Annotated in this window: 14 protein-coding genes; 10 read left to right on the top strand and 4 right to left on the bottom strand. The window is 69.5% G+C overall.

All coding sequences use genetic code 11. From position 1 onward, the window contains the following. Positions 1-660 carry a hypothetical protein gene (locus KLK06_RS08875; protein ID WP_214634868.1) on the top strand — a complete coding sequence of 220 codons (660 nt, stop codon included), beginning with the start codon at positions 1-3 and terminating at the stop codon, positions 658-660. A gap of 97 nt (positions 661-757) precedes the next feature. Then, positions 758-1,942, top strand: coding sequence for an FAD-dependent monooxygenase (locus KLK06_RS08870; protein WP_214634867.1), 1,185 nt, complete (start codon positions 758-760; stop codon positions 1,940-1,942). Between the two features lie 185 nt (positions 1,943-2,127). Here the strand turns inward: KLK06_RS08870 and KLK06_RS08865 are convergent, their stop codons facing one another. After that, positions 2,128-4,164, bottom strand: coding sequence for a glycosyltransferase (locus KLK06_RS08865; RefSeq protein ID WP_214634866.1), 2,037 nt, complete (start codon positions 4,162-4,164; stop codon positions 2,128-2,130). A gap of 68 nt (positions 4,165-4,232) precedes the next feature. Then, entirely contained in the window at positions 4,233-5,363 is a 1,131-nt protein-coding gene (gene wecB / locus KLK06_RS08860) for a non-hydrolyzing UDP-N-acetylglucosamine 2-epimerase (protein ID WP_214634865.1), read from the bottom strand. Between the two features lie 56 nt (positions 5,364-5,419). Here wecB and KLK06_RS08855 point away from each other — a divergent pair, with 56 nt between their 5' ends. From KLK06_RS08855 to KLK06_RS08825, 7 genes are all read left to right on the top strand, one after another. Beyond that, a complete protein-coding gene (locus tag KLK06_RS08855; RefSeq protein ID WP_214634864.1) occupies positions 5,420-7,105 on the top strand; it encodes a glycosyltransferase in 1,686 nt (561 codons plus the stop codon). A 115-nt stretch (positions 7,106-7,220) separates the two neighbouring features. After that, on the top strand, positions 7,221-8,483 hold the full coding sequence (locus KLK06_RS08850) for a nucleotide sugar dehydrogenase (RefSeq protein WP_214634863.1): 1,263 nt from the start codon (positions 7,221-7,223) through the stop codon (positions 8,481-8,483). 19 nt (positions 8,484-8,502) lie between these two features. After that, positions 8,503-9,591 carry a glycosyltransferase gene (locus KLK06_RS08845; RefSeq protein WP_214635488.1) on the top strand — a complete coding sequence of 363 codons (1,089 nt, stop codon included), beginning with the start codon at positions 8,503-8,505 and terminating at the stop codon, positions 9,589-9,591. 42 nt (positions 9,592-9,633) lie between these two features. Continuing rightward, positions 9,634-11,421 (top strand): DUF4434 domain-containing protein, encoded by a 1,788-nt coding sequence (locus KLK06_RS08840; RefSeq protein WP_214634862.1) that lies wholly within the window; start codon positions 9,634-9,636, stop codon positions 11,419-11,421. Between the two features lie 53 nt (positions 11,422-11,474). Further along, on the top strand, positions 11,475-12,140 hold the full coding sequence (locus tag KLK06_RS08835) for an NUDIX domain-containing protein (RefSeq protein WP_214634861.1): 666 nt from the start codon (positions 11,475-11,477) through the stop codon (positions 12,138-12,140). A gap of 53 nt (positions 12,141-12,193) precedes the next feature. Continuing rightward, a complete protein-coding gene (gene hisC, locus KLK06_RS08830; protein ID WP_214634860.1) occupies positions 12,194-13,255 on the top strand; it encodes a histidinol-phosphate transaminase in 1,062 nt (353 codons plus the stop codon). 340 nt (positions 13,256-13,595) lie between these two features. Then, a complete protein-coding gene (locus tag KLK06_RS08825) occupies positions 13,596-14,429 on the top strand; it encodes a nitroreductase/quinone reductase family protein (protein WP_214634859.1) in 834 nt (277 codons plus the stop codon). Here KLK06_RS08825 and KLK06_RS08820 read toward each other — a convergent pair. Further along, positions 14,426-15,364, bottom strand: coding sequence for an EamA family transporter (locus KLK06_RS08820; protein ID WP_214634858.1), 939 nt, complete (start codon positions 15,362-15,364; stop codon positions 14,426-14,428). The genes KLK06_RS08825 and KLK06_RS08820 overlap by 4 nt on opposite strands. 167 nt (positions 15,365-15,531) lie before the next feature. Here KLK06_RS08820 and KLK06_RS08815 point away from each other — a divergent pair, with 167 nt between their 5' ends. Then, positions 15,532-15,960 carry a rhodanese-like domain-containing protein gene (locus KLK06_RS08815; protein WP_214634857.1) on the top strand — a complete coding sequence of 143 codons (429 nt, stop codon included), beginning with the start codon at positions 15,532-15,534 and terminating at the stop codon, positions 15,958-15,960. Between the two features lie 180 nt (positions 15,961-16,140). On the opposite strand, the gene KLK06_RS08810 is transcribed toward KLK06_RS08815, so the two are convergent. Continuing rightward, a complete protein-coding gene (locus tag KLK06_RS08810; RefSeq protein ID WP_214634856.1) occupies positions 16,141-17,430 on the bottom strand; it encodes a GTP cyclohydrolase IIa in 1,290 nt (429 codons plus the stop codon). Between the last annotated feature and the right edge of the window lie 35 nt (positions 17,431-17,465).

Genomic DNA, 17,465 nt, shown 5'->3' with positions numbered 1-17,465 from the left:
ATGTCGGGATGTGCCGCCGACGAGGTCGTGGAGGCGCCCCCGAAGCCGTCCGCGCCCCCGTCGGCCGCCCCGTCCCCGTCCCCGTCCCGGCCCGCGCCCGGCGCGGCCAGGCTCCGGGCCGGCCTGCTGCCCACCCCCAAGGGCATGAGCCTGGCGTACGGGCCGGAGATCGGGGCGTTCGGCTCGCTCAAGTCCACCAAGCAGGGGCTCGACGCCGTCCGCCAGGCCAAGCTCGACCGGCCCGAGTGCGCCGGGGCCGCCCGGCTCGACGCCGCCAAGCCCGAGGTCGGCCGCGCGCCCGCCGCCGTGGTCGCGTTCTCCTCCGACCACGGCTCGATCACCCAGGCGCTGGTGTCGATGCCCGCGGCCGCCTTCCCCGCGCCCCTGCCCGCGCAGTGCGCCGCCTACGGGGCCGTCGTGCAGGGCACGCGGGTGACCTACCGCACGCGCGCACTGGACATGCCCAGGCGGGGCGACGAGTCGCGCGCCTACCTGACCACCGCGTCGGGCGGCCACAGCGACGCGCAGGTCGGCTCGGTGGTCATCCGGCGCGGCAAGGTCATCATGAGCATGCTCGTCGTCGGGCAGCAGGTGGAGCCCGCCGACCTGTACGAACTCGCCGGCCTGGCCGACCAGAACCTGGCCCGCATTACCCGCTGACACCACCCTGACCGCCGGTGCGTGGGCGGTGCGTGCGCGGTGCGCGCCCTCGCCGAGGCTTCCTGTCATCGGAAGACGACGACGAGGGAGCACCCCGATGAACAGCAAGAACAGCAAGAACATCCTGATCTCCGGCGCCAGCCTGGCAGGCCCCGCGCTCGCCTACTGGCTGACCCGCTCCGGCCACCGGGTCACGGTCGTGGAGCGCGCCCCGGCCCTGCGCGAGGGCGGCCAGGCGGTCGACTTCCGCGGCGACGCCCACATGACCATGCTGAAGCGGATGGGCATCCTGGAGGAGATCCGCCGCTGGCAGACCGCCCCCGGCCCCCTGGAGATCATCGACGGCACCGGCGCCACGAAGGTGTCCCTGCCCGCCTCGTTCGCCGGCGGCACCGTGGAGATCGCCCGAGGCGACCTGAGCCGCCTGCTGTACACCCTGACCAAGGACCGCGCCGAGTACATCTTCGACGGCTCGATCGCCACGCTCACGGAGACCGCCGACGGCGTGGACATCACCCTCGACAGCGGCAGGAAGGGCACCTACGACCTGGTGATCGGCGCCGACGGCCTGCACTCGAACGTCAGGCGCCTCGCCTTCGGCCCCGAGGACGACTACGTCAAGTCCTCGGGCTATTACGTCGCCCTCTACAGCGTGCCGGATCTTCTGAACCCCGTGGAGCGCACGGTCATCTACAGCGAGCCCGGCCGGGGCGCCGCGGTTCACGCCGCCCCAGAAGGCGGCGGCGTCACCCTCGTCTTCACCTCGCCGCCGCTGGCCTATCACCACAGGGACATCGCCCACCAGAAGCAACTCGTGGCGAAGGCCTGCGCGGGAATGGGCTGGGAAGTGCCGACCCACCTGAAGGCGCTCGACGGGTCGAACACCTTCTATTTCGACTCGATCAGCATGGTCCACATGGACCACTACACCAAGGGCCGAGTGGCCCTGGTGGGAGACGCGGGCTACGGCGCCACCATGGGCGGCATGGGCGCGGGCATGTCGTTGATCGCCTCCTACGTCCTGGCCGGCGAACTGGCCGCGGCCGACGGCGACCACGAAGCGGCTTTCGCCGCCTACGAGACGGCCATCCGCCCGTACGCCAAGGCGTGCCAGCGCATAGCTGGCAACGCGGGCGGCTTCTTCGCCCCGAAGACGCGGCGGGGAATCACCATCCGCGACGCCGCCTACAGAATCCTGACGACGAAGGTGCTGATCCGCCTGCTGAACAACCTGACCACGAAGGCAGCGAACGCCATCAAGCTGAAGAACTACCCGCTCTGACCTGCGGCCTGCGGCCTGCGGCGGCCCAGCCCGACCAGTCGAACGGCGGGAGAGCGGCGACAACTCCACCGGCCAAGAAGACGCACGTCACGGCGCGGAACCCGCTCCACCGGAGAAGCGTGCCCCTGGACAGCCCCCAGCCCCGTACGGCGTTTGGGGCTCACCGGGCTGGCCGTAAAAGAAAATCAAACAAGCACGTGCGCGTCTGGCCGACCCACAAAGGAAAACTGGGCGTTGCGGGTGAGCTTGATGTGGTCGGCTTGCCAGGTGTGCATGGCGGCGTCGGCGCTGCGCCAGTAGACGAAGTTGAACCGGTCCGCGGAGTAGATCTTGACGCTGTCCTCCTTCAGCCTGCGGACCAGGTGCGTGTCCTCGCCCCGGGTGATGTCCGCGAAGCCGTACGACCGGAACATGTCCGCCTTGCCAAGGAACGTCCCGCCCTGCACGAGGAAGGAGTAGCGGTGCTCCAGTCCCGGCAGCCGCAGCATGGTGGTGTTGAGGCCCTCGAAGTAGGCGTAGTGGGCGCCCTTGCCGATGAGCTCCGCGTCGGTGTAGTCGAACGACCTGACCAGGTCCGACAGGTAGTGCTCGCCGTACAGGTTGTCGTCGTCCATCTTGGCGATCAGTTCGCCTTCGGCGGCGGAGATGCCCAGGTTCATGCAGGCGCCGAGTGACAGCTCGGCCGAGGCGGGCAGCACGACGACGTCGGAGATGCCCGCCATGCGGGCCTTGTCGGCCACCACCACCGGGTCGATGTCCAGGCCGTGCAGGACCATGACGAGCTGCAGCGGCCGGTGGATCTGCTTGGCCACCGAGGAGATCGCGTGCTCGATCTGCGCGGCCCGGTTGGTCGGCAGCACCACGGAGATCGACCGGGGCCGCGTCGAGACGGGCCGCCCGAGGAACTGGAGTATCTGGTCCACCCGGTGGGTGAACAGGTGCTTGTCGAACACCTCGCGCATCGCCAGGTGCCCCATGCGGGCCCGCAGCTCCGGGCTGTTGATCAGGTGCAGCACCTGGTTGTACGACTCGACCGGCTCGCGGGCGATCGGCAGCAGCTCGCCGAACGTCTCCTCGATCGCCCGGGACCAGCCCGAGACGACCGGCGTCGAGCAGGCCGACAGCTCGAACACGCGGCGCGCGCACATCGTGGGCGAGTCGAGCACCGAGTTGACGTTGAGGAAGACCTTGTACATGCGGTAGGCCGCGAGCATCTGGTCGTAGGGGAGCTCGCCCACGATGTGCGGACGGTACTTCTCCGGCCAGGCGTACTTCTCGTCGACCTCGCCGTTGCGGGCGAAGATGTGCAGGCCCAGCTCGCGGATCGGGTCGACGACCGTCTCCATCTGCTCGCGGCGTTCGGGATGCTTGTCGCGGAAGTACATGCCGGCGAAGACGACGTCGTGCAGGCGGCCCTGCCGCTGCTGGATCGGGTTGTGCACGCGGGGCTGAGCGGCGAACTGGAGCACGTCCACCCGATCGTGGCCCAGAGTTTCACGATATTTCGGCAGCATGTCACCGTCGCAGGTGAACACGTAGTCGAACAGCCTGGCCGTGTCGATGAAGAACTCGAAGTTCGGCGGGTCCTCCTTGTTCCAGAAGACCGTCGGGATCCCTTCGGCACGACACCACGCCACGAGGTCGCGCAGCGGGTCCTTGGGGGCGTTCGTCCCGGTCATCTGGTAGCGCCAGCGGCCCTGGTTCCCGTGCCAGGCCGACTCGCAGAACAGCAGGTCGGGCCGCTTCTCGGCGAAGATCTCCGGCCAGTCCTTGAGCCCGAACTCGATCTGGTCCCACTCGTACTTGAACGCCATCCGCGAGAAGTCGTCCAGGATGACGGCCACCTTGAGGTCGGGCCGGTTCACCGGCCCGGTCGGCCACTTCACGGTCGGCACCTCGACCAGCGGCGGCCGGTGGTTGGCCGTCTCGACGGCCTCGGTGACCGGGGTCGGCGCCGCGGGCGCCTGGTCCTTGGACCTGACCGCCTCCAGCACCTTGCCCGGACTCTTCGACCCCAGCGCCTCACCCAGCTTGAACGTCCGCTTGGCCTGGGTGGCCGCCAGCTTCCAGGTGGCGTAGGCGGCCTTGGCCTCGGCTATCTCCAGCCTGCGGCGCAGCTCCCTGACCTCCACCTCGTAGCGCTCGACGAGCTTGCGCTCCTCGGGCAGCCAGTTCACCGGACCGAGTCGCTGGTACGTGGGCTCTTCGGGGGTTTCGGCCATGGGATACGCGCCTTATCGCTTAGCGGAGGTATGTCATGGTACGGCGGGGACCGTACGGAATGAGGGGCTTATTCGGAACGCACACCCTGTGCGGCTGGCGAGAGGTTGTCCCCCTTGAGCCAGGCCGAGATGACCCGGGCGATGCGCGGCCCGGCGGCGCCGTCCCACAGCGGCGGCAGCTCACCCGACGGCGTCGCGGCCCCGTCGGACAGGGCCTTCCCGGCGGCGGCCGGCAGCAGGGCCGGGGTGACGAGGCGGTTCGTCCCGTGGGTGATCGTGATCGGCCGCTCGGTGTTGGGCCGGACCGTCAGGCACGGCACGCCCAGCATCGTCGTCTCCTCCTGCACGCCACCCGAGTCGGTGACCACCAGCGCGGCCCCCCGGACGAGCGAGAGGAAGTCCACGTAGCCCAGCGGCTCGATGACCTTGACCGAGGGCCCGTCGACCAGGCCCGCCTCGGCCAGCCGGGTCCGCCCCCTGGGATGGATCGGCACCACGATCGGGATCTGGTGGGCGACCTCCAGCACGGCCGAGACCAGCTCCTTGGCGGCCTCGGGGGTGTCCACGTTCGCCGGGCGGTGCAGGGTCGCCACGGCATAACGAGCCGGTATGCCCAGCCGCGCCACCACGGGCGCCGGGTCCAGCGAGGGCAGCGCGGAGAAGAGGCTGTCGATCATGGGGTTGCCCACCAGGTGCACCTTGGCGGCGGGCACGCCCTCGGCCGCCAGATGCGAGAGCGCGTCGGGCGAGGTGGCGAAGAGCAGGTCCGACAGGGAGTCGGTGACGATCCTGTTGACCTCCTCCGGCATGCCCCGGTCGAAGGAGCGCAGGCCCGCCTCGACGTGCGCGGTGCGGATCCCCAGCTTGGCGCAGACCAGGATCGCGGCCAGCGTCGAGTTCACGTCGCCGTAGACCACCACCAGGTCGGGATCGTGCTCGAGGACGACCTCCTCCAGGCCGACGAGCAGCGCCGCGGTCTGCTTCGCGTGGCTGCCCGAGCCGACCCCGAGGTTGGCCACCGGATCCGGGAGCCCCAGATCGGCGAAGAACACGTCGGACATCAGCGCGTCGTAGTGCTGACCGGTGTGGATGATGCCCTGCCGCACGCCGAGTTCACCGAGTGCTCGCACCACCGGGGCCGCTTTCACGAAGTTGGGACGGGCGCCCAGAACGTGCAGGACCAGGGGGTTCTCCCTCATTGACCTCGCCTTTCATAGCGGAAGGGAAAAAACGCTGCCTATGGTACGGTCACCGCGTGGCATCCGACGCCAGTCGTGAAGACTCTCCCAGACCTAACGGCAAGGTATCCGCCAAGTCCGCTCGTGCCGGTGTCGGCGGCCTTCTCAGGGGCTTCGTACAGCATCCGATCATCGTCTCCCGCGTCGTCCTGACGAAGGTGAAGGCCGATCCGGTGCGCGTCGCGCAGGCGGCGGCCGAGTCGCTCCCGCCGGCCCTGCGACCCGTCGTGGGCAAGGTCGCCTGGCCGGTGGCCCGCCGGGCCAGGCGCGCGGTCCGCAAGTTCAGCATGCGGGTGCTCAAGGGGCCGTGGGACGAGGCCAAGGAGCACTGGGACCAGGGCCGGATCACCGAGGCCGCGGCTGTGCTCGAAGCGCACACCAAATACCCCTTCGTCAAGCGCAGGGCCGCCTACTACCGGGGTGAGCTGGCCGCGATCAGCCCCGACCCGATCCCGCCGGGCCCCAAGGTGGCCGTCGTGGACCGGGTGGCCGGACGGGTCCTCCACTGCGTCACCAACGCCCTGCCGTACACGCAGGCCGGCTACACGGTCCGTACGCACCGCATCGTCATGGCGCAGCAGGCCAAGGGCCTGGATCCGCACGTGGTGACGAGCTGGGGCTGGCCGATGCTGCAGGGGCACGCCGACGCGCCGCCGTTCGAGGAGCTCGAGGGGATCCCCTACTACCGGCTGCTGCCCGACGGGCACGGTGAGATGCCGTTCGAGACCCGGGGGCGGATCATCAGAGGCGCCGAGGGGGTCACCAAGCTCGTCACGGAGCTCCGGCCCCAGGTGCTGCACGCCGCCACCGACCACCGCAACGGCTCCATCGCGCACGCCGTACGAGAGCGGACGGGCACACCGTTCGTCTACGAGGTCCGCGGCTTCCTGGAGGAGACCTGGGCCTCCCGCGACCCCGCCCGGATCGGCAGCCAGCGGCACGTGCTCCAGCGCGAGCGCGAGGCGTTCCTGATGCGCGAGGCCGACGCGGTCGTCACGCTGGCCGAGACGATGGCCACGGAGATCGTCGAGCGGGGCGTGCCCAGAGAGCGGATCTTCCTGGCGCCCAACGCGGTCGACGACTCGCTGCTCACGGCCTCCTACGACGGCGAGACGTTCAGGTCGGCCATGGGCATCGCGCGGGACGAGATCGTCGTCGGCTCGGTGTCCAGCATCGTGGGCTACGAGGGGTTCGCGACGCTGCTGCGGGCCGCGGCGCTGCTGCGCGACGAGGGCTCGCCGGTGCGGGTGCTCATCGTGGGCGACGGCACCGAGCGTGAGGCCCTGTTGGAGCTGGTCGAGGAGCTGGGGCTGACGAACGCGCTCCTGCCGGGACGGGTGGGCCCCGATGAGGCCCTGCAGGCCCAGGCGGCCATCGACATCTTCTCCTGCCCGCGCGAGGACCTGCGGGTGACCCGGCTCGTCACGCCGCTGAAGCCCGTCGAGGCGATGGCGCTCGGCAAGCCGGTCGTGCTCAGCGACCTGCCCGCGCTGTCCGAGCTGGTCGGTTCCGACGGCGCCGGGCTGCTGGTGCCGCCGGGCGATCCGGCCGCGCTGGCCAAGGCGCTCGCCGGTCTCAGGGAGGACCCTGCCAGGCGCGCGGCGATGGGTGAGGCGGGCCGGGCCGAGGTGGCCGCCAAGCGTACTTGGGGCCGCGTTGCCGAAACCTACCGGTCTCTCTACCGATCCATTACCGAATCATGACCTTGGGATTGGCTGTCTGTTCTGACGGGTTCGGTCGCATTAGGCGTGAGCTAGGTGGACTTGAGATAACCTTTGCGACCATGAAGTGTTGTTTCCGGCTCCCTAAGGCACAGCTGTGACAGAAATCGACTTGGCTGTCATCGGTCTGGGCTACGTCGGCATGCCGCTCGCCAAGGAGGCGGTAGCCGCCGGTATGCGGGTCGTCGGCGTGGACGTGGACCCTCGCAAGGTCGAGGCGCTCAACGCCGGACAGTCCTACATCGATGACCTGACCGACGCCGACCTCGAGCACATGCTGGCCAACGGGTTCAGCGCCACGCTCGACGAAACCGTGCTGGCCCGGAGCAACACGATCGTCATCTGCGTGCCCACCCCGCTGGATGAGGACCACCGTCCGGACCTCTCCTCCGTCGAGGGCGCCACCGGGTCGGTCGCGCGCAACCTGAGCAAGGGCACGCTGGTCGTGCTCGAGTCCACGACGTGGCCGGGCACCACCGACGAGGTGGCCCGCCCGATCCTCGAGGGCTCGGGTCTGGTGGCGGGGGAAGACTTCCACCTGGCCTTCTCGCCCGAGCGCATCGACCCGGGCAACCCCAAGTTCGGGCTGCGCAACACGCCCAAGGTGGTCGGGGGCTACACGAGCACCTGCCGCGACCGCGCGACGGCGTTCTACGGCCAGTTCATCGAACAGGTCGTGCAGGTCAGCGGCACCCGCGAGGCCGAGATGGCCAAGCTGCTCGAGAACACCTATCGGCACGTCAACATCGCCCTCGTCAACGAGATGGCGATCTTCTGCGACGAGCTCGGGATCGACCTGTGGGAGTCGATCGAGGCCGCGGCCACCAAGCCGTTCGGCTTCCAGAAGTTCCTGCCCGGTCCCGGCGTCGGCGGGCACTGCATCCCCGTCGACCCGTCGTACCTGTCCTACACGGTGCGCAAGCTCGGCTACCCGTTCAGGTTCGTCGAGCTGGCCCAGGAGATCAATGAGCGGATGCCGTCCTATGTGGTGGCACGGGTACAGCGTCTGCTCAACAGGCATAAAAAGCCCGTAAATGGCGCCAAGGTGGTTATGCTCGGCGTGACCTACAAGCCGGACATCGCCGATGAGCGGGAGACCCCGGCCCTGCCGGTGGCGCGTGCGCTGCTGGAATTGGGCGCCGATCTTTCGTTCATTGATCCGTATGTCCAGGAATGGTCCGTAGACGGCACTCCGGTGCCACGGGAAGAAGATCTGGCCGAGGCCGTGGTCGACGCCGACGTGACACTGCTGCTGCAGCAGCACGCCGCGTTCGACCTCGACATGGTCGAGGCGAAGGCCAGGCTCGTGCTCGACACCCGCGGTGTTCTCACCGAGGGTGAACGCGTCGAGCGGCTGTAGCGACGGAGGGTTGCGCGCAGTGCACGTGCTCGTCATGACGGTGGTGCATAACCCCGAGGACGCGAGGATTCTGCATAGGCAGATCCGTGCCCTCGTGGATGCTGGTCATGAGGTCACGTATGCCGCCTCGTTCACCGCCCACGGGCTCGTACCCCGTCCTTGGGTCACCGGCGTCGATCTGCCCAGGGCGGCTCAGCGTAAGCGCATCGCCGCGGTCTGGGCCGCCCGCAGGCTGTTCAAGCGCATGCGGCGCAAGGTCGATCTCGTGCTGGTGCACGACCCCGAGCTGCTGTTCGCGATCTGGGGGGTGCGCAACCGCCCGCCCGTGGTCTGGGACGTGCACGAGGACACTCCGGCGACGCTCTCGCTCAAGCCGTGGCTGCCGTCGCTGCTGCGTCCCCCGATGCGTTTCCTCGCCCGGATGCTGGAGAGCACGGCCGAGCGCTACCTGCACCTGCTGCTGGCCGAGACGGCCTACGCGGGCCGGTTCAAGCACGCCCACCTGATCGTGCCGAACGAGACCTGGGTCCCCGACTCGGTCACGCCGCCCGGCGACGACCGGGTGGTGTACCTGGGCTGGCTGTCCAGGGCGCGGGGCGTGATGGACGCTGTCGAAGTGGCCCGGTTGCTCCAGCCGTACCGGGTGGCGGTGGAGCTGATCGGCTACGCCGACCCGCAGAGCCGTCCGGTGCTCAACCAGGCCGTCACGGAGGGCCTGCTGGAGTGGCGCGACTTCATGCCGAACGACGAGGCGCTGAAGCGGCTCGACGGCGCGCTGGCCGGGCTCTCCCTGCTGCACGACGAGCCGAACTACCGCCACTCGATGCCCACGAAGATCGTCGAGTACATGGCCCACGGCATCCCGGTCATCACGACCCCGTCCCCGCGCGCGGTCGAGCTGGTCGAGCGGTACGACAGCGGCGTCGTCGTACCGTGGGAGGACCCGAAAGCCGTGGCGCAGGCCGTGCTGACGCTGCGGGACGACGTGCGGGAGCGGCGGGCGCAGGGCGCGCGCGGCTACGCGGCGGCCCGGGCGAACCACCACTGGCCCAACTCGGCCAAGAGGTTCGTGGCCCAGCTCGAATCGTGGGCCGGCGTCAAGAACTAGCGGCTTATCTTCGGCAGATCATTAGGGCGGTAGGTTCCTCACGTGCGCTGGCTCCTTGTGCTCCTCGGCGCTGCGATCCTGGCCGCCGTCGCGGCCGTGGTCGTCGTGCTGCCCAACGACGAACCTCCCAAGAAGGCCAGCCAGCAGGTCAAGGCGACGCCGACCCGCACGGAGCCCACACCGAAGGTGAGCGAGTTCACCGACCCCTGTGGAACGTTCGAGACCAAGGAGAAGGCCCCGTACGCCGTCACCGGTTACTGGATCACCCCCAAGTCGAACGTCTGCACATGGCGCCACCAGATGGAGGACATCCACGACCTCGGCGGCGACACGGTCATCAGGATCGGCTACGGCCTGCAGTTCCGTACTACCGACGACGAAGGCCGCGTGGAGACCAAGGGCGGCGAGCTCGACCCGCTCTACAAGGACTGTGTGGAAGACGGCCTGAGCTGCCGCGACGCGGCCGAACGCGATCTACAGCGGGCGAACCCGGCGAACCGGATCTCCCGCACGTACGCCTATCGCACCGACGAGTCGTTCGGGCCCGCCCTGTTCCGCTGCTCCCAGATGGAACGCAAGATCACTGTGGGCAAGCGGGTGTACTTCCGCATGCTCACCCCGATGGACGGCTCCGACGACGCCACCTGCGACTTCACCAAGCCCAAGCCGTACGACCTGATCCTCGTCGCGGGCTCGGACACCGACAGCCTGGAGCAGCTTCTCGACCTCGGCGACCAGTTCGGTGTGCGGGTCTTCCCGGCGATGCCGCTCGCGCCGCGCGACCCCAAAACCCCGACCAAGGCCAACGACAAGCACATCAACACGCTCAGGACGCTGACCCGCCGTATCCTGCAGGACTACGGCGTGCGCTTCGCCGACCGCGCCTCGCTCGGCGGCGTCTACCAGCCGTTCGAGGTGCAGATGGCCGACACGCTCGCCGACAACCCCACCCTCAAGGTGTACGCCGAGCAGCACCAGATCGTGGAGCAGGAGCTGCCGGGCAAGCCCATCCTCATCAGCCCCTACCTCGACGCCCGCAAGCGCGTCCCCTTCGGGCAGACGCCCAAGCAGGTGGCCGAGGCGTTCGTGGCGCTGGCCAAGACCGGGGTGGGCATCATCGCGCCGCAGGACAGCCGCGGCACCGGCAAGGTCGGCCTGTTCTGGCCCGACCAACGCGACACCGAGGTGGACGCGCGGCTGCGCCCCGTCGTCGGCGAGACCACGTACGGCACGGCCTACCACGGCTCGACCCGCGACTACTACCGCGAGATGTCCACGGCCCGTGAGCAGATGCTCCAGGCGGGCTACGACGTGCAGCTCTGGGCGAACGTCGAGGCGTTCGAGCCCTCGGGCGACCACCCGTGCGCCCCGCAGGGCACCCGCGGCAAGACCGACAAGGAACGCCTCGACCAGGCCGTCACGATGGCCGGCCGCTACGTTCAGAAAATCGTCTCCTACATGTGGAGCGATTTCATGACCTGCGGCTCCCCCTCGCTGGAGACGGAGATCACCAAGGACTGGCAGCGGCCGATCGCGGTGGACGCCATCCGGCGCTCCCGCGACATCCAGGACGGCATGGAGGTGCGCGGCTACAACCTCAAGGACGGCACGATCACCGTCCAGTACGGGGACGAGCTGAAGGAGCTGGTGGTCTCCGCGGTGGGCTGGCTCGACGAGGACCCGCTGGAGGACCTGCCGGAGGGCATGCAGACGGCCTGGGTGCCGTTCGACTGGACCCAGGTGCCGCCGGACGAGTGGGTCAAGGTCGGCGTGCGGCTCCCCTCGGGCAAGGCCACCACCGAGCCACTCCACGTTCGCATCGTGGCGTGACCGCTCCCGGCGCTTCGGCCGCCTCGGACCGCTCGGCGTGTAACGTGCCTGCCATGGTCCCGAGCATCCCGGTCAGCGTCGACCTGGTCGTGCTCACCGTGCGCTGCCAGGCCCTGAGCGCGCTCGTGTGGCGCCGGGACAATCCCCCCTTCCTGCGACGCTGGTCGCTGCCCGGCGGCTTCATCCAGCTCGACGAGGACCTTCCGGCGGCGGCCCAGCGCATCCTGGCCGAACGCGCCGGCCTCCCCGGCGCCCCGGTGCACCTGGAGCAGCTCCAGACGTACGGTTACCCGGACCGCGACCCCCGCCAGCGCGTGGTCAGCGTCGCCTACCTGGGCCTCGCCCCCGACCTCCCGGCCTCGGAGAAGGCCCACATGAGCTGGCAGCCCGTCGACACCCTGTCGGTGATGGCCTTCGACCACCGCCGCATCATGCAGGACGGCATCGAACGGGCGCGGGCGAAGCTGGAGTACACCTCGCTGGGCGCCGCCTTCTGCCCCCCGGAGTTCACGGTGGCGGACCTGCGGCGCGTGTACGAGATCGTCTGGGGCCGCTCCCTGGACCCCCGCAACTTCCACCGCAAGGTCACCAAGGCGGAGGGCTTCCTGGTGGAGACCGGCGCCACCACCACCCGCGACGGCGGCCGCCCGGCCAAACTCCACCGCCGCGGCCCCGCCGAACTCCTCCACCCCCCGATGCTGCGCTCCTTGAAGGAGTAACGACCGGACCTCCCGGTGCTGCCATGCCGGGCGGCTTCTTTTAGGGTGATGCCATGCCTCGTTTCCGCGCGATTCTGGACACCATGCCGGCGTACAAGCCGGGTAAGGCCGTGAGCACCGTTGACGGCCGCTCGTACAAGCTCTCCTCCAACGAGTCGCCCTACGACCCGTTGCCGTCCGTGGTCGAGGCGATCGCCGAAGGGGCGCGGCAGGTCAATCGCTACCCCGACCCGGGGGCGATCAAGTTGACCGAGGCCATCGCGGAGCGGTTCGGGGTGCCGGCCGAGCACATCGCGCTCGGCGCGGGGTCCGTCACCGTGGCGCAGCAGTTGTTCGAGGCCGTGGGGGAGCCGGGCGGTGAGGTGATCTACGCGTGGCGGTCGTTCGAGGCGTACCCGCTGCTGGCCGACCTGGCCGGGGTGGAGTCCGTCAGGGTGCCGCTGGCCGGTGAGGACCACGATCTGGACGCCATGGCCGAGGCGATCACCGACCGGACGCGCATGATCCTCGTCTGCAATCCCAACAATCCCACCGGCACCGCGATCCGCGAGGCCGAGCTGGTGGCCTTCCTCGACCGGGTGCCCGAGGACGTGCTGGTGGTGCTGGACGAGGCCTACCGCGAGTACGTGCGCGACGAGGACGTGCCCGACGGCCTCACCCTCTACCGCGACCGGCCGAACGTCTGCGTCCTGCGGACCTTCTCCAAGGCGTACGGGCTGGCGGGGCTGCGGGTCGGTTACGTGGTGGGGCACGAGCCGGTGGCGTCGGCCGTACGGAAGACGATCATCCCGTTCGCCGTCAACCACCTCGCGCAGATCGCGGCGATCGCCTCCCTGCGCGCGGAGGACGAGCTGCTGGAGCGGGTCGACACGGTGGTCAAGGAGCGGACCCGGGTACGCGAGTCGCTCATCGCCCAGGGCTGGACGGTCCCCCTGACCGAGGCGAACTTCGTCTGGCTGCGCCTCGGCGACCGCACGCTCGACTTCGCGGCGGCGTGCGCGGCCGAGGGCGTGGCGGTGCGGCCGTTCGCGGGGGAGGGCGCCCGCGTGTCGATCGGCGATCCGGAGGCGAACGACGCGTTCCTCGCGGCCGCGGCGGCTTTCAAGGCGAGTTGACATTTTGTGGGGTTGGGCCCTGTAATTGGGCTCTTGTCGCGTGTCGCCGGCCGGAGGACGTCGGCGGCATGGAGGCACCGGTTGTAGGGGATGATGTCGTGACTTCTCACTTCACAGGCAGCGCCTGATCTGATCGCGCGCCCGCGCGTCGTCCCCGCGCCCGGTGGTGCCCCGCACCACCGTCGCACGCGAAACCCTGTGCTGCCCGACGGTCCGGCGATCGCCTGACCGTCCCCTTTCCGCGTGCTCATCGAGGCTCTCCGCCCGAGGCCGGTACGGCGTGCCGTGCGCCCCCGCATGGCCAACCCCGTGACTTTCACATCTGGAGAGCAAGCAGAGCATGCCCCAAGACTTCAATCAGCAGATCATCGACGAGTTCCGCGCCAACCAGGGACAGGTCGCCATGTTCGACGGCGCCCGGTTGCTCCTTCTGACGACCACCGGCGCCCGGACCGGGGCCGGCCACACCACCCCTGTCGGCTACCTGCCGGACGGCGGCCGGATGCTGATCATCGCCTCCGCCGGCGGGGCGCTCAGGCACCCGGCCTGGTACCACAACCTGCTCGCCGAGCCGAGGGTGAAGGTGGAGGACGGCGTCTTCACCTACCAGGCGGAGGCGGTCGTCCTGGAAGGCGAGGAGCGCGACAGCGCCTTCGCCCGTGCGGTCGAGCTGGATCCGGGCTGGGCCGCCTACCAGGCGAAGACGAGCCGGGTCATCCCTGTGGTCGCGCTGACCCCGCTCGGCGGCGGTGCTCCGAACGCCGGCCGAGGGGGTGACATGCTGGTGGCGGTCCACGACGCGTTCCGCCGGGAGCTGCGGCTGATCCGCAAGGAGGTCGCCGCGTCCGGGACCGGCGGGCTGGGCGTGCAGTTGCGCGTCAACTGCCTGACCCTGTGCCAGGGCCTCCATCACCATCACGCCATCGAGGACGCGAGGATGTTCCCCGGGGTCGAAGGGCAGTATCCCGAGCTCGGCCCGGTCATGGACCGGCTGCGTGACGAGCACGAGACGGTCGCCCGGCTCCTCGGCGAGCTCCAGCGGCTACTGGCGGACAGCGAGCCGGATGTGGCCGCCGATCGGGTGCTCGCGGAGGTGGAACGGCTCACGACCGAGCTGGAGGCGCACCTCGACTACGAGGAGGAGTATCTCGTCCCGATCCTCAACGCCTTCTAGACCCTGACCTCTTCCGGCGTGGGTCGTACTGGTTTGGACCGTCGCTCCGTGGACACCACGAGGGCGACGCCCAGCAGGATCACCACCCCGCCCAGCACGATCTGCGAGGTCACGTGCTCGTTCACGATGAGCGCGCCGAGGAGCACCGCCACAGCGGGGTTCACGTACGCGTAGGTCGACACCAGCGAGATCGGCGCGTTGGTGAGCAGCCAGGTGAAGGCGGTGAACCCGACCAGCGACCCGACCAGGATCAGGTAGGTCAGCGCGGCCAATGACCGCCCGGAGACGGCCGTGACGTCGAACCGTTCGCCCACCGACAGTCCCGTGACGGCCAGCCCGGCCCCGCCGACCAGCATCTCGACCGTGCTGGCCGCGAACGGGTTGGCCGGCATCGGGATCCGTGCCGACAGGAACGACCCGATCGACCACGACAGCGACGCCACCAGGACCACCACGATCCCGGTGGTGCTCGCCGGCCCGCCGCCGCCGTTCAGCGACAGGGCCGCCACGCCGCCGAACCCGACCAGCACGCCGGCCAGCGTCAGCACTTTCGGACGGTCCCTGACCACGATCCGGAACACCACCAGCCAGAGCGGCACGGAGGCGACGAGCAGCGCGGCCAGTCCGCTGGACACGTGCTGCTCCGCTATGGCCAGCATGCCGTTGCCGCTGGTCAGAAGCAGCAGCCCCACCAGCGCGGCCCCGCCGAACTGGGACCGGGTCATCCGGAACGGAGCCCAGCCCTTGCGGGCGATCAGCACCCCGGCGAGGATCAGCGCCGCCGTCACGAACCGCATTGCCCCGCTGAGCATCGGCGGCACGGTCTCGACGGTGATCTTGATGCCGAGGTACGTCGATCCCCACACCACGTAGACGATGACCAGTGCGCCCCAGACGAGGAGCGGAGAGCGGTGGTCAGGGGTGTTCGATGCCATAGCTCCTGACAATAGCGGTCGCTCCCGACAAAACGCCTGCGGGTATCGGACCTCGCTAGGGGGTGGCGGAATGTTAACGATAGTGGGCTTTCACGCCACTTTCTAGCCTTCTGGTCGCCTGGCAACATCGGTCGCATCAACGCGCCCAAGAAGGGAAATATCGCGAAATGTCAGGACCTGCAGCAGCCGTGGCCCACTTCTCCGCCCGCCTGACCTTCGAGACCGACGTCTCCGACGTGGCCGCCGACCTGGCCGCCCAGGCCATCGTCGTGATCGACTCCCGCAGCCGGGAGAGCTGGGACCAGGGCCACATCCAGGGCGCCGTCCATCTTCCCACCGCCGAGATCGCTACCCGCGCGCCCGCGACGATCCCCAGGGACGCGACAGTGGTGACGTACTGCTGGGGGCCCGGCTGCAACGGCGCCACCCGAGCGGCCTTGGAATTCGCCAGGCTCGGCTACCAGGTCAAGGAAATGCTGGGTGGCTTCGAGTATTGGGCCAGGGAAGGCTTCCCGGTGGAGACCGCGTCAGGCGTCACCCGCCACCGCGTGGACCCGCTCACCGCCCCGGAAGAGGGCATCGCCTGCGGCTGCTGAACGAGGAAATTTTGGTGCCCCCGTCCGAATCCCGTCGATCGGGGGCGTCGCAATACATACCCCCTTCGATCGCGGTCAATCCCAAGTTCACCCGCGTCAAAAACGCCGGATAAAACGGGTCGGGGGCCCGCCGCCCCAGGAAAGGGGAAGGGGGGACGGCGGACCCGTATCAGGGGGCGGTCAGCGAGGCCCGAGCTTCTCCACGATGAGGCGGTAAAGCTGGCGCGGCCGGCCCGGTTGAGGCGTACGGTTGGGCGGCAGCGGCCACGCGAGTCCCTCGTCGACCAACGTGCGCAGCAACCGCCGAGCCGTACGCGGCGTCACCCCGAGCATCTTTCCCGCGCCCTCCGCGTCCACCACGGTGTCGCCGCCCTCCAGCTTGGCGGCGAGCCGGGCCAGCACCTCCACGCCCTTGGGTTTGAGCGCGGTGGAGCCCTGAGGCGGCATCCGCGGAGCCGGGATGAGGGCTCGGCCCTCGCGGTCCACGGCGAAGCCCTGGGCCTGTTTACCCGCCTGCGTACGCGCCAGCGCCGCCCGCGCGTGCGACTCCGCGTCGTGGGTGGTGCGTCCCATGCCCACGCCGACCTCGACCGCCAGACCCAGCTCGTCGCGGATCCTGGCGGCGAACGGCAACACCCTGAACCCGTCGGTCGCGGCGGCGATCGAGCCCCTGGTCGCGGTGACCAGATAGCTGTGATCGTCGATCGGCCAGACGGTGGCGTTGATGCGGTTCGCCTCCTGGACGAGCAGCCGGTGCAGCGAGAGCCGGAGCTCGTCGCGCCAGTAACGTGGCGCGGCGCGGCGTACCGGCTCGCGTAGCGTCGGCACCTCGACCAGTACCACGGTGAGCTGAGATTCCTCCAGGCGGTGGTGTGCACCGAGCAGCGCTGCGGTGTGCAGCGCGGTGCGCACGGCCGCGGAGGTCGGCCTGATCCTGATGGCCGGGACGCCGGACGCTTGAAGGCGTTCGGCGACCGCCGGCAGGCACGTGAGCGCGCCGGTGGTGGATCCCTGCCGGGCCAGGCGTTCGTGGTAGGCCGCGATCGTGCCGGTGGCGCCCGGCTCGTCGCGGCTGTGTACTTCCGTTGCGGCTATCCCGAGGTCTGTGTACGCCTCTTCGACGTCTGCCCTGGCGACCACGTCAATGCTCACCCGCTGCGGGTCGATGCGCGGATCCAGCGCCGCCTTGGCCAGCGCGGCGACCAGCGCCGCCCCGCCGAGCTGCACGTAGGTCGCGGGCATCGTCAGCACACCTGAGCGCCTGGCCAGGTCGTAGGGGACCGGGCTGGCGAAAAGGCATGCGTCCACGCCGGGACCGAGCCGCGTCACTTTGTCGGGCGCCTCCTGCTCATCGCGGTAGGCGGCCGCCACAAGGCGGCACGGAAGTGGCGCAGCAGCGTGTCCCATTAGCATGACCCGCTCGACCAGATCGTGGGGTCCGACCACACCAATGGTGAGGTCCGGTGTCATGGCACCCGGGCGTGACACTCGGGGAGTTTCTTCGG

Source organism: Nonomuraea sp. NEAU-A123, assembly GCF_018603905.1.
Classification (GTDB): Bacteria; Actinomycetota; Actinomycetes; order Streptosporangiales; family Streptosporangiaceae; genus Nonomuraea.
Note: the sequence above shows the minus strand (reverse complement) of the source record. Positions and strands in the feature narration are given on the sequence as shown.

What these genes read in the sequence shown, in the direction of transcription:
- KLK06_RS08875 (WP_214634868.1), top strand. Translation starts at nt 1, where the DNA reads ATGTCGGGATGTGCCGCCGACGAGGTCGTGGAGGCGCCCCCGAAGCCG.
- KLK06_RS08870 (WP_214634867.1), top strand. Translation starts at nt 758, where the DNA reads ATGAACAGCAAGAACAGCAAGAACATCCTGATCTCCGGCGCCAGCCTG.
- KLK06_RS08865 (WP_214634866.1), bottom strand. Translation starts at nt 4,164, where the DNA reads ATGGCCGAAACCCCCGAAGAGCCCACGTACCAGCGACTCGGTCCGGTG.
- wecB (WP_214634865.1), bottom strand. Translation starts at nt 5,363, where the DNA reads ATGAGGGAGAACCCCCTGGTCCTGCACGTTCTGGGCGCCCGTCCCAAC.
- KLK06_RS08835 (WP_214634861.1), top strand. Translation starts at nt 11,475, where the DNA reads ATGGTCCCGAGCATCCCGGTCAGCGTCGACCTGGTCGTGCTCACCGTG.
- hisC (WP_214634860.1), top strand. Translation starts at nt 12,194, where the DNA reads ATGCCTCGTTTCCGCGCGATTCTGGACACCATGCCGGCGTACAAGCCG.
- KLK06_RS08825 (WP_214634859.1), top strand. Translation starts at nt 13,596, where the DNA reads ATGCCCCAAGACTTCAATCAGCAGATCATCGACGAGTTCCGCGCCAAC.
- KLK06_RS08820 (WP_214634858.1), bottom strand. Translation starts at nt 15,364, where the DNA reads ATGGCATCGAACACCCCTGACCACCGCTCTCCGCTCCTCGTCTGGGGC.
- KLK06_RS08815 (WP_214634857.1), top strand. Translation starts at nt 15,532, where the DNA reads ATGTCAGGACCTGCAGCAGCCGTGGCCCACTTCTCCGCCCGCCTGACC.
- KLK06_RS08810 (WP_214634856.1), bottom strand. Translation starts at nt 17,430, where the DNA reads ATGACACCGGACCTCACCATTGGTGTGGTCGGACCCCACGATCTGGTC.